The 12,677-nt window shown below is 35.4% G+C and carries 11 protein-coding genes and 1 tRNA gene; 5 read left to right on the top strand and 7 right to left on the bottom strand.

Annotation, left to right across the window (positions count from 1 at the left end; all coding sequences use genetic code 11):
- Positions 1-200 precede the first annotated feature (200 nt).
- The gene (locus tag FB551_RS23550) at positions 201-1,040 is read left to right on the top strand and encodes a DUF4822 domain-containing protein (RefSeq protein WP_226798737.1); all 840 of its coding nucleotides are present in this window, start codon (positions 201-203) and stop codon (positions 1,038-1,040) included.
- A gap of 51 nt (positions 1,041-1,091) precedes the next feature.
- Here the strand turns inward: FB551_RS23550 and FB551_RS19095 are convergent, their stop codons facing one another.
- From FB551_RS19095 to FB551_RS19080, 4 genes are all read right to left on the bottom strand, one after another.
- Entirely contained in the window at positions 1,092-1,940 is an 849-nt protein-coding gene (locus FB551_RS19095) for a GLPGLI family protein (protein WP_142018581.1), read from the bottom strand.
- Between the two features lie 12 nt (positions 1,941-1,952).
- Positions 1,953-3,002 (bottom strand): MBL fold metallo-hydrolase, encoded by a 1,050-nt coding sequence (locus tag FB551_RS19090; RefSeq protein WP_047428350.1) that lies wholly within the window; start codon positions 3,000-3,002, stop codon positions 1,953-1,955.
- A 160-nt stretch (positions 3,003-3,162) separates the two neighbouring features.
- On the bottom strand, positions 3,163-3,858 hold the full coding sequence (locus FB551_RS19085) for a hypothetical protein (protein WP_047428352.1): 696 nt from the start codon (positions 3,856-3,858) through the stop codon (positions 3,163-3,165).
- Between the two features lie 274 nt (positions 3,859-4,132).
- Complete coding sequence (locus FB551_RS19080) at positions 4,133-5,884, bottom strand: alkaline phosphatase D family protein (protein ID WP_142018580.1); 1,752 nt, start codon at positions 5,882-5,884, stop codon at positions 4,133-4,135.
- 223 nt (positions 5,885-6,107) lie between these two features.
- Here FB551_RS19080 and FB551_RS19075 point away from each other — a divergent pair, with 223 nt between their 5' ends.
- Positions 6,108-6,614, top strand: coding sequence for a hypothetical protein (locus FB551_RS19075; protein WP_142018579.1), 507 nt, complete (start codon positions 6,108-6,110; stop codon positions 6,612-6,614).
- Positions 6,615-6,685: 71 nt separating this feature from the next.
- On the opposite strand, the gene FB551_RS19070 is transcribed toward FB551_RS19075, so the two are convergent.
- The 3 genes from FB551_RS19070 to mce form a co-directional block, all read right to left on the bottom strand.
- A complete protein-coding gene (locus FB551_RS19070) occupies positions 6,686-8,401 on the bottom strand; it encodes a tetratricopeptide repeat protein (protein WP_142018578.1) in 1,716 nt (571 codons plus the stop codon).
- 198 nt (positions 8,402-8,599) lie between these two features.
- Positions 8,600-8,673 (bottom strand) — tRNA-Ile (locus FB551_RS19065).
- Between the two features lie 62 nt (positions 8,674-8,735).
- Positions 8,736-9,134 (bottom strand): methylmalonyl-CoA epimerase, encoded by a 399-nt coding sequence (gene mce / locus FB551_RS19060; RefSeq protein ID WP_047428360.1) that lies wholly within the window; start codon positions 9,132-9,134, stop codon positions 8,736-8,738.
- A gap of 93 nt (positions 9,135-9,227) precedes the next feature.
- Here mce and rbfA point away from each other — a divergent pair, with 93 nt between their 5' ends.
- The 3 genes from rbfA to FB551_RS19045 all read left to right on the top strand — a co-directional run bounded on the left by rbfA (position 9,228) and on the right by FB551_RS19045 (position 12,669).
- A complete protein-coding gene (gene rbfA, locus FB551_RS19055) occupies positions 9,228-9,587 on the top strand; it encodes a 30S ribosome-binding factor RbfA (RefSeq protein ID WP_034693455.1) in 360 nt (119 codons plus the stop codon).
- Between the two features lie 3 nt (positions 9,588-9,590).
- A complete protein-coding gene (locus tag FB551_RS19050) occupies positions 9,591-10,796 on the top strand; it encodes an ABC transporter permease (protein WP_047428363.1) in 1,206 nt (401 codons plus the stop codon).
- Between the two features lie 79 nt (positions 10,797-10,875).
- Complete coding sequence (locus FB551_RS19045; protein WP_142018577.1) at positions 10,876-12,669, top strand: endonuclease; 1,794 nt, start codon at positions 10,876-10,878, stop codon at positions 12,667-12,669.
- The last annotated feature ends 8 nt before the right edge of the window (positions 12,670-12,677 follow it).

Genomic DNA, 12,677 nt, shown 5'->3' with positions numbered 1-12,677 from the left:
ACCCCGTCAAAAATTCTTTGAATTTTCGCCACACCTCCAAAGGATGGGAATTGGGTACTTTTTGATGCAAATTTTGAACATAACATCATTTTTCTCATTCTGAATTGGGATCTGTTATATTTTCTACAACAAAAGATATATTTTATACAACACATTGCTATTTATTAGGGATAAGTTTGCAAAGACTTAAAAATACCCTTATGAATACGCTGAAAAAATTATGTTATCTGTCAGCAGCCGTATTGCTATCGGCATCATTCGTTTCATGTTCAAATGACGACAATGAAATGAATATTGAGCAGCAGACTCCCTCACAGACACTGTCTTCTACCCCATGGGAAACTACAGGAGCAAAAGATAAAAACGGAAACAGTGTGCCCCTTACCGATGCCAGTGTATCCGGATATGTGGGTTTTGCTTATTTCAAAGCAGATGGAAAGTTTGCAATTTATAATTTGACTGACGTATTAAGATCTATGGGAACATGGTCTGTAGATGCTCAGGGAAAAACAAGAACTATTGCAGCATTAAACCCGGATGGGACAACTATTTTCACCCGAGATGTTGAAATTCTTGTTTTGAACAGAAATGAATTCACGTACAGAATCCGTCCTAACTCCAGTGATCTGTCTGTTTACTTTGATATCATCCATACAAGAACTTCTCATGCTGAACCAACGAATGGACAGCTTACTTTGGCTTCCACTCCCTGGGAAACGACTGGTGCCAAGGATAAAAATGGAAATAATGTTGCATTAAATGATGCGAGTGTAGCCGGATTTGTGGGATATTCCTACTTCAAAGCTAACGGTACTTTTAAAATTTTCGGTTTAAATGATGTGTTAAGATCCGAAGGTACATGGTCTATCTCTCCGGATGGAAAGAAAAGAACACTTACCACTCCTACTTTTACCCGTGTTGTAGATATTCTGGTTCTGAACGAAACAACATTTACTTACAGAATTACACCTGATGCTGCAAATCCATCTGTATTTTACGATATCATTCATACCAAGGTCAATCATAAAGAACCTTTGTAGTGATTATTTTTTGATAAGAAGGAAGAATCCGGCCCAATAATGGGCCGGATTTTATTTTTCCAGTTCTATCGGATTATCATATGCAAGGTTCTGTTTTTGCTCTCTTTCCCTTTGTCGTACAATTTCCTGCCCTTTTAAAATTGTTGTTCCATAGCTTGCCAGCACAGCAGCAGTATTTTCTCTGGCAGTCTTTAATGCCTGTTCCAGTTTTGGCTGTGTCGTTTCTATGGCTTCTGTATATCTTCTTTTATTGATCTTAACAGGTTTACCCTTTAGTGCAGCACTGGGTACGGATTTTACAAGTTCAAAATCAAAATCTCCTGTTTCATCGGCTATTGTAATGATCAGTCCTGGCAATCCACCAAATTTATAGGGACCATAGGGAAATGGGATTTCAGTAGAATACCATGCCATCCAGTTTCTTCCTCTATAGCTGAGCTCGGCTTTTTTGCAATGTAGTGTATTAATTATTTTTGATTCATTAATAAGTTTCCAGCCGTTCATAACGGGTTGCTTATATGTAAGCAAAGACATTCCGGCTAACTGGAAATACTGTACATTTTCATTGGACTGTACTATGGTAGAGAGAAATCTTGTTTTGGGCACTGACACCCCTGCCAGGCTAAGACTTATGCTTCCATCCGGATTTTTTGTTGTCTGCAGAGAATTTTCTATCACCGAATCTCTTTTAAGGGATTGAACACTCGTAAAAAATGCACGGTTGTTACTTACCTGTAATGAGAATAGCTCCTCGTGAATGTAATCCATTTGTCTATTTAACTTTGCTTTTAAACGGTATGTAAAATCGCCCTGCAGAGTATCTTTTTCATAGGAATGAGCGTATGATAAAATACTGTAAAGCATAATTAATAATGTTATTAGTTTTTTGTAGTAGTACATAAAGGATTTTAATTATATATAGTCTTCCCACCATTTTTTCCAGACTGCAGTTCCCAGCTGATCCAGATCTACTTTTTCTCCAATCATCGGAAGTGTTATCGGTATATCGTTTTCTTCTGCATGTTTCGAAGCGAGCTCCAATGGTTCATACCAGATGTGCTGGGCAAGCTTGAATTTGGAATTGTGTACCGGGATGAAGTTTTGGGTTTTCAGTTCTTTTATTTCTGTCATCAGTTGATCCGGCAATGTATGAATATAAGGCCACTTTTCATTGTACTGTCCGGTTTCCATCACCGCTAAATCAAATGGTCCGTATTTTTCCCCAATTTCTGTAAAATGATTTCCATAGCCACTGTCTCCTCCTAAAAACAGATTTTTGGTTGGAGTTTTTAAAACAAAGGATGTCCAGAGTGAGATATTACGGTTTAGCAATCTTCCTGAAAAGTGTCTTGCCGGAGTGAGTGTAACTCTGAAGCCTTCTGCAATGTCTATACTTTCCCACCAGTTTTTTTCGATAATTTTATCAAAGCTCCAGCCCCAGTATTCGAAATGCTGTCCGGTTCCCAGGCCACAAATAACTTTACCTACTTTATCTTTTAATTCCTGAACGGTTTTATAATCAAGATGATCCCAATGGTCGTGGGAAATAAGCAGAAAGTCTATATCCGGCATATGTTCCGGTTTGTAATAATCTGCACCCTGAAAAGCTTTTATGGAACCGGGCATCGGGGATGCATTACCACTGAAAACAGGATCTATCAGGAATTTTTTCCCATCCACCTGGATGAAATAAGAGCTGTGCCCAAACCATACCAACACATTTTCATCCGGACGAAGATTCTTAAGATCAGTCACTACAAACGGGAGAGCGGTCTTTGGTGATGTATTTTCAACTTTGCACAGGCTTTGAAGGAGTAATTTAGTCATACTTTCCCCTTCTAACAATGCCGGTGTTGTTAATATATTCTGAAATCGCCCGTTGAGATAATTCGGTAGTGTACTGAAATATTCTTTTCTTTTTTCATCGGGAAACTGTCCGAGCTGTTTTTTTAAACTTTTCATTCATTTAATTTTAAATCCAGCCGTAGTTTCCAGAGAATACCCCCTGTTTTATTGACTGGAAAACCTTAATACAAAATAAATATAAGCATAAGATTTTGAGATATAAAAATAAAATTAAAGGATATGAAATTTAAATTCTTCGTTAACTCATGAGAGATTCTTAAAAAAGCCACTTAACCAATCCAAACAAAATGCTTCCTAATACCAAACAGAATAGTATCATTATTGTAAAAGTCTGTGCTAGTGATATCCAAAACTTTTTATGATCGAAAGTAAAATCAACAGGATTAATATAAAAGACATCATAAACCAAAGGATTGATGCGCAAATCTGGTCGAAAATAAACAATTCCCTGGATATATCTTCTACGTAAAGCTTTCAGGTTTCCAATATAAGTACTGTGGCCGGCATCCATTCCATTAAAATCGACTTCTGCCACCGAACCGTTGTCATTTACTTTCAATATATAAGTTTTATTTCTTGGGCTGATACTTACGTCATATTCATCAGAAAAGGAATATTTTTTCAGGTTACTGTAAAAAATTTCATCTATTGTTCCGTCGGCTCTTTCATAATGAATTCCTTTCTCATCAACCTCTATCTTTCGGACTACTCTCTTTCTGATTCTCTTCTGATAGTGGAAAAAACGGTATAAACCGAAAGCAAGTGCAGGATAGTATAGTATGGCTACAATAACAAATATGACCAGTTTATCGCTAATTACAACAGGTAATCCTGCTATGATCAGAAACGCTGCCAACAATAAAAGTATTCCAAAAGTCCTGGTCAGCCAAGTCATAAACCACCATGTTTTAGAAACTAATGGTGAAAAATCTTTTCTTACATTCTCTTGCATCTGTTCAAGATATAAAAAATTAAGTAAACCTGGTAAAAATAGAAGCTGGAAGCGGGAGGCTGGAGGTTACTTTTAGTCTGATAATTTCTGTAGTTACCGCAAATTCAATGAAATTTTCCCTTAAAAAGATAATAGTTTTTTGAGAGTAGCTTTTGTTATGATCTCAATAGCTTCCCTCCTGCTGCTTCCAGCTTCCAAACTATAATACAAAAGAGTCACAGTGGCACACCATGACTCTTTTTACTAAATTGAAAATAAGATATGATTATCGAAACTATAATATCGTATAGGTCTTTTCTGTACTTACACTATAAGTATCAGAGATGACGTTGTCTACGAACCTCCATTCTGCAGTAGAACTTCCAGTGGTAAATTTCACATGCAGATATCCTCTTTTATAAAGATTGGCATAATCCAGATCATCAATCAGTAGTGAAAATGCCTGGGCAAGTTCTATTGCTTTTGTAGGATCTGAAGTGATTCCCAGATATCCTTCAAGGCCGGGAGAAGAAACGGAACTGCAGGCAAGCTCTGTTCCGATGAACTTACCCTGTGCATCAGTAAGCTTTCCTAACCATGCATTATGGGTATCTCCTGCCAGTACCACCACATTTTTTCCTGCAAGAACAGAATAAAGTTGTTCTCTCTCCATGAAATATCCATCCCATGCATCCAGATTGTATGGTAAAGTAGTTGTGATTCTGGCAATTTCCTGTGGAGTCAGTGTTGGATCCTGCTGCTGGTATCTTGTCTTAAGAATAATCAGCTGAGTGATGGTATTCTGAAGTGCCTGCATGGTAGACGGCTGAGCACTTCCATATTGTTTTATTTCGGCCAGAATCTGATTCAGCAGCATCAGAAGTTCTGCAGGAACCATCATTTTGGTCATTAAAATCTGTTGTCCCAATACTTTCCATTTTGCAGTATCACTATTGATCTGAGAGCCAAGCCATGACATTTGCTCACTTCCGATCAGTTTTCTGTTAGTGCTTAAAAAATCTGTTTTAAACTGTATCTGATTAAAATTCCCGGTGCTATCAAGATAATCGGAATATTCCATTTGCTTATCTCTTGCAATCACTCTGGTATCCATCATATAAAGCGAAACGATATTTCCAAAGCTGAAACTTCTGTAAATCCTCATATCCTTCCCCGTTTTAAGAGGAATATATTCGCTATATGCCTGGAAAGCCGCCATTTTTCTTGCCTGAAAATCTCCTTCATTAGGCTGATGGTTTTCGGCCCCGGATTTATAGGTATCATTGGCAAATTCATGATCATCCCAAACACAGATAAACGGTTTTTTCTGATGAAGAAGCTGTAGGTTTTTATCTCCTCTGTACTGCCTGTATCTTTCCCTGTAGTCACTGAGGGTAAGAATTTCCTTTGCCGGCTGATGAGCCCTTCCCAACTGATTGGTATAAGGATTTGTTCCATATTGTCCCGGAGCATATTCATAAATATAGTCTCCAAGATGTACAACTACATCAGCTTCAGATTTTGCAATTGCGCCATATACATTGAAAAGTCCCGCAGGAAAGTTGGAACAGGATACTACAGCCATTTTTACTTCATTTACAGCATCTGATTTTGAAGGTAAAGTAAGGGTTTCTCCTGTTACGCTGACTTCCTTAGTTTTACTGTTATAGAATCTATAGTAATATTTTGTGTTGGAAGAGATATTCTGAACATCTACTGCTATAGTAAAATCATTTACTGCAGTCGCATTCACCTGTCCTCTTCTTACCACTTCTGAAAAGTTACTGTTTTTACTGATTTCCCATGTAATTTCGGCATCAGTTCCTTTTGAATATCGGGTCCAGATAATAATTCCTGCTGCACTGGGATCAAAACTCGCTACACCGGATTCGAAACCTCCGTTTTGGAGATTATCGGGAGCATTTCCATTTTCAGTAAAATCGTCACTGCAGCTTTCAATGAGAGGAGCAAGAAAAATTCCTCCGGCTGCCAATAGTGAATTTTTAAGAAACCTTCTTCTGTTTAATTGGTTATTGTTTTCCATCATTACTTTTTTTGCAAAGCAACGGTATCTCAGGAAGAAGGCTGTTAACTGAATTTTAAATGTATTTTATGGTTTTTTAAACAATTGTTTAATGTTATGCATAGGAAATTCAGCCTTTGCAAATGTCTCTTTTTAAGAAAATAAGAATGAAAATTGTATGAATATTTTTAAAAAGTTATACTGCTTTTTATTACATTCACAATACTAATAATGATGATTAAACTACATGACTAAAAAAGTTATTTTTTCGATGCTCCTCTTAATGGCAGGATATTTTTTCTATAATCCGCTGATCATTTCATCGACTAATATAAAAGATCCTGAACCCATTAACTTTAAACCCGGTCAAATATTTAAATTAAAAGATATTCCGGAACTGAAAAGTTCTCAGAATATGGTTGTATATATAATTTTAACCCCGGAAGACCGAAACAATATAAGCCCTACAATTCCGAAGTGGAAAGTTTTAAAGTCTGACAATACAGCTTTGATACATGATCTGCTTCATTGTGAGTTCAAATATAATAATGCAGATGTTTCAACAATACAAAGTAAAATATTTATCTATTCAAATAATACATTAGTCTTTGAAAGCGAAATTTCGTTAGATCAAAATGATCTTGGACTTCAAAATAGATTGACCGGCTGTGCAACTCCAGTGGATAATAATCGTTTGCTTACTATTATAAGTCAGTTTGACAGGTATAAATTACCGGTTTTAATTCTTAAGTAAGTAGCTGATACATAAAAATCATTCGATCCCGCAGAAAATATGTTCTATACTAAAACCCTATTTGTTTTGTTTTAATTCGAAATTGATTTTTCAATCTCTTTAATATAAATAGACGGAGTTGTTCCTGTTTTTTTCTTAAAAGCAATCGAAAATGCCTGAACGTTATTATAACCTATTTCTTCTGCAATAGCCGGTAATTTATAAGAACGAAATTTTTTATCTTTTACAAGCTGATCTAAAGCATAATCAATACGTAAATCATTAAGATAAGTAGTAAAATTTTTATCTTTATGATTATTAATGATTTCCGACAAGTAAGCGGTATTGGTTTTTATATTTTTTGCAAGACTTGTTAATGTAATCCCGTTTTTCAAAAAATGAAGTTTATTTTCGAAATTGTCCAGATCCTTTAAGATAGATTGAGCAACATCTTCGGGAACCGTTTTAATTGTTTTGGTTTCATTTTCAACCTTTACCGGTTCGTATATTTCTACCGGTTTATCATTTTTATTTTGAGCTGCTTCTAGATTTCTTTTTTCAATCAAATGAATTAAGTCCTGAGCAATTTTTCGATGTTCTTTCTCAGCTTTCTTAGTTTTGTAATAAAAATAGGTAAGCAAGATTAATATTAATACTAAAATACTAACAGAAGCATACAAAAATGTTTTTTTATTTTTTAATTCATTTATTATAACTTCTTTTTCTTGTAAAAGATTAGGTGTATCATATTTCTGGTGCAACTCCGTTGATAAGTATCGAAATTGTTCATCAAGCTTTTTATCAACTTTTAGAAAACGGTCAATATAATAGAGTTGTTTTTCTTTATCACCGCTTTTCCTATAATAATCTATTAGAAAAGTATATACATCTCCTAGCTCTGGAAAGGTAATATCTGTTTTCTTTATGTTGTCATCTATCTGAGTAAAATATTTTATTGCCTCCCGTTTCTTATTTAATTCTTCATAACATTTTCCAAGGCTGTATAATGCATAATTTTGATTGTTATCATTAATACTTGAAAAATAAGCATACGCCTTTGTTAACTCAGCAATAGCAGCTTGATAATTTTTGGTTTTAAGATGCAGCTGACCAGATAAAAATAAATACTGATTTCTATTATATTTATTCTTTTGTACAAAGGGAGAATTTAATCCTTCCTGAATGAAAAAACTGGCAGAATCGATTTTATTTATCTTAATATAGCAGTATGCAAGACTTACCCGCATCTGATCGTGCTGATATTCATCTGTTATATCCTGAGAATTTAATAAATGATATCTGAAAGTTTGTGCCGCTTCTTTATTTCTTCCCATATAACTGTTTAAATAGGCAATATTCATATTAGTATAGGCGATCTGCTTTAGATTTTTATGTTTTTTCGAATATTCTAAACCTAAAATATAATTATCAAGGGCGGCTTTTAAGTTATCATACTTATAATATAGATTTCCTTTTATGATAAATGTTCTGGCAGGATATACATCTCCTTTTACATTTTTTGTAGTTGCGGACAAACTATCAATATACTTTAAAGCCAAGGGGAAGTCTTCAGTTAAATGTATAAGATTATAACCTTCCGCAATTTCAAGGATATTTTTTTCTTTTTTTGCCTTATTTAAGTAATAGTGGGAAATAGTTTTTGCTTCTAACTTTTTATTCGCTTCATCATACATATTAAATCTATTCTTTAACTTTTCATAATTCAATAGTTGTAGGCTATCAATTTTGTTTTGAGTAAAAAAGAGACTATAAAAGAATGTAAATAAAAACAGGAATATCTTTTTCATTAATTTTTCTATACCATACAAAAATATTCATTTTTTCAAGAAAACATAGTCATCATACATTGACTAAAAGCATTTGATCATCAACAACAAAATAATATCTGATATTGTAAAAACAGAAGATAATCAACAAAAGTTTATATATTTACTTTAAAAGGAAACAAAAAAGCACCTACATTTCTGTAAGTGCTTGATTTATTGTGGTCCCACCTGGGCTCGAACCAGGGACCACCTGATTATGAGTCAGGTGCTCTAACCAACTGAGCTATAGGACCTCAAAACTTGGTTAAATTTTGTGTTTGCAAAAATAGTAAAATTTCTTTCACTACAAAATTTTTTATTGCTTTTCTTGGCAAAGTTCTACCAGCACACCGTTTGTAGATTTGGGATGAAGGAATACAACTAATTTGTTATCAGCACCTTCTTTCGGTTCTTCGGAAATAAACTGAAATCCTTCTTTTTTTAATCTTTCTACTTCCTCAAGGATATTTTCAACCCCAAAGGCCAAATGATGGATGCCTTCTCCCTTTTTATCGATAAATTTAGAGATCGGACTTTCAGGATTACTGGCTTCTAAAAGCTCAATTTTACTTTCTCCGGTTTCATAGAAAGAAGTTACTACCCCTTCCCTTTCCACTGTCTCTTTTTTATAGGATTCTTTTCCTAATAACTTGGCAAAAAGTTCGTCAGAAACACCTAAAGACTTTACTGCAATACCAATATGTTCTAGTTTCATAAATACTAATCAATATAATTAAATCGTAAATTTGATACTGTAGTTGAATTTCAAAGTATCAATTCAAACAAAAGTACTAAATTTGCAGAAATTATGGAAAGTAACAGACAAAGAAAAGTAGCACAGATCATTCAGGAAGACTTCGCAGAGCTTTTCCGCAAACAGGCTTCAGAAAGCAAACAGAGCATATTGGTATCTGTTTCAGATGTAAAAGTAACTGCTGACTTAGGGATTGCTAAGATTTATTTAAGCATTTTCCCACAGGAATTCCGTACCGCTGTGATGAAGGAGATTGAAGAAAACAAACCTCAATACAGAAACTTCATTGGCCAGAAAATGGCAAAGCAGGTGCGTATTATCCCACAACTAAACTTTTACCTGGATACCGCTCTTGATGATGTTGAAAGACTGGAAAGAGAATTAAGAGGCGAAGGCGACAATCCTGTTTTATAGATCTTGAAGAATATTGCATTTTACATAGCATCCAGATACCTTTTGGCTAAAAAAGGAAGTACTGCCGTTACGTTCATTACGTGGCTGGCCGTAGGTGCCATGACGGTTGCTGTGGCTGCAATGTTCGTCATTATTTCTGTTTTTTCAGGACTTGAAAACCTGAACAAAGACCTTATTTCCAATCTTCATGCTGATCTTACTATAAAAAGTACTTCCGGAAAAACGATCAAAAATCTGGATACAGTCACTAAAGTTTTAAGCAGCAACAAAGAAATCAGTAGCTTTTCCCGTGTTATTGAGGAAAAAGTATACATCAGTTTCAATGGAAAGGGTGACATTGCTTACTTAAGGGGTGTAGATTCTGCTTATGTCAAGGTAAATCCTATTAATAAAGAAGTTTTCTACGGAACTTATCCAAGTTTCAGATATTCTAATGAAGTACTAATGGAAAACAGTCTGGACAACAGACTTTCGATTCCTGTGGATTCTTCCAATCATTATGCAACAGTCTTCATGCCGAAACCGGGAACGGGGATCATCAGTAAGGAAGAAGATATCTATAATAAAAGAGATATTCTGGTAACAGGCGTTTTCCCTGGGAAAGACCAGCTGGACAGTTATATCGTTTCTCCTATTGAGCTTACAGAAGAATTACTTAGTCTTCCTAAAAAATCAGCTTACCAGATTGTTATTAAACTTAAAAATCCGGAAAATGCAGATGCTGTAAAACAAAACCTGCTTTCTTCACTTGGAAAAAATATCGAGATCAAAACCAAGGAAGAAGAAAATGCTGCTTTCTGGAAAATGATTAACACTGAAAAACTTTTTATTTATCTGATCTTTGCGTTGGTTATCTTTATTACGACCTTTAATCTTGCCGGAGCCATTATTATTCTCCAGCTTGATAAAAAAGAGCAGGCAAAATCATTGATATCACTCGGCTTTCCTTTAAGCCATTTGAGAATGACTTATTTCTACACCGGACTCCTGATTGTTATTTCCGGAGTAATTACCGGATTACTTTTTGGAACTGCTCTCTGCTATTTCCAGCTTTATACAGAATTCTTCAGAGCCAATGAGGTTCTGCCATTCCCGGTAAAAATTGTAGGAAAAAATTATCTTATTGTAGCCCTTACAGCTTCCTTATTTGGAATCACTATTTCATGGTTCTTTTCAAAAATCAGCAAAGAATATATTACTAAAAACTAATATATTAAGTTTACATATTACATACAATTAATATACTTCAGTTTCATTTTTTCGTACCTTTACGCCCCAATTTTAAAAAATGAAACAACTTTTATCTTTTTTTCTTTTAAGCGTTACATTTATTGGCGCTTTGGCACAGGCTCCGGCAGGATATTACACAAATGCTAACGGATTTACAGGTGCAGCTCTGAAAACAGCTCTGAAAAACATTATCAGCAACGGACATGTAGACAATGGTTATGGTGGGCTATGGACTGGCTATGCAACCACTGACCGCGACTATTTCTATGAAAATGACGGAACTATTCTGGATATTTATTCTGAAAACCCCAATGGAGCGGATCAGTATAATTTCACACTGGGAACCAGTCAATGCGGATCTGCCGGCTACTCTAATGAAGGTGACTGCTACAACAGAGAGCATGTGATTCCCCAGAGTTTATTCAACAGTGCTTCTCCTATGGTAGCTGATATTCATTTTATCCGCGCTACCGATGGAAAAGTAAACGGAATGAGATCCAACTACCCTTTCGGAATTGTTGGCAACACTTCTTTTACCTCTAAAAACGGATCAAAACTAGGTACATCTGTATCTGCAGGATATGCAGGTACCGTATTTGAGCCTATTGATGCTTTCAAAGGAGATATTGCCAGAATGATTCTTTATTTTGTAACAAGATATGAGGACAAACTTCTTAATTTCACTTCCGGTGATATGCTTGGCAACACCGCATTTCCAGGGCTGCAGCCTTGGGCACTTAATCAATATTTAGCATGGAACGCAATGGATCCGGTATCTCCGGAAGAAATTGCCAGAAACAATGCTTCTTATACTTACCAGGGAAACAGAAACCCTTTCATTGACCACCCTGAATACGTTACCCAGATCTGGGGAGCTCCGGTTATTGACAACCAGGCACCTACAGCAGCAACCAACCTTGTTGCCAGCAATCCTACTTCAAACTCTATTGCTTTAAGCTGGACAGCCGCAACAGATAATGTGGGAGTAACATCTTATCAGATTTATGCCAACGGAACATTAAAAACTACAGTTTCAGGAACAACAACGTCTACTATTGTTTCAGGATTATCTCCACTTACTCAATATACATTCTATATCATTGCTAAAGATGCTTTCTCAAACTCTTCTCCACAAAGCACAACCGCTACGGAAACCACTCTTGACACACCTGCTGGAGGAGGAAGCTGCGGAACTGAAAATTTTGAAATGATCACCGGCCCTGTAAATACATACATGACAGTAAACTGGACCAACAATGGAATTTCATGGACTGCTACAGACGCAAGAGTTGACCAGACCATCAATAATAAGGCTATTACTATAAAAAATGGAACTTTAACAAGTTCAACTTTCACAGGTGGAGTTCAGAGTTTAACATTAACAACTCAATTGAAATTCTCCGGAAGCGCAGGATACTTCAATGTTCTTGTAAACGACGTCAATGTAGGAACTATTCCTTACAGTAATGTGGTTACTACAACTACCATTAATAATATAAATGTAAGCGGAAATGTTGTTATTAAACTGACTAATTCATCTCTTACCAACAGAGTTGCTCTGGATGACCTAAGCTGGACATGTTTCGGTACTACGTTAGCTACCACTGAAAACCAAAAGGACAAATCTGACTTCACGATCTATCCTAACCCGGTAAGGAACAATGAATTATTTGTAAAAGGAGAAAACCTTGGCAAAATTTCAAAAGCTGACATCTATGATCTTTCAGGAAAATTAATTGAAACAATTGCTAATCCTTTCAGACATTCAAACAAAATCAACCTTAAAGGGATGGTAAAGGGAACTTATATCCTGAAAACAGATAATTTCTCTACTAAATTTATCGTAGATTAATTATTAAA

The organism is Chryseobacterium aquifrigidense (assembly GCF_006716485.1).
GTDB classification, from domain to species: Bacteria; Bacteroidota; Bacteroidia; order Flavobacteriales; family Weeksellaceae; genus Chryseobacterium; species Chryseobacterium vietnamense.
Note: the sequence above shows the minus strand (reverse complement) of the source record. Positions and strands in the feature narration are given on the sequence as shown.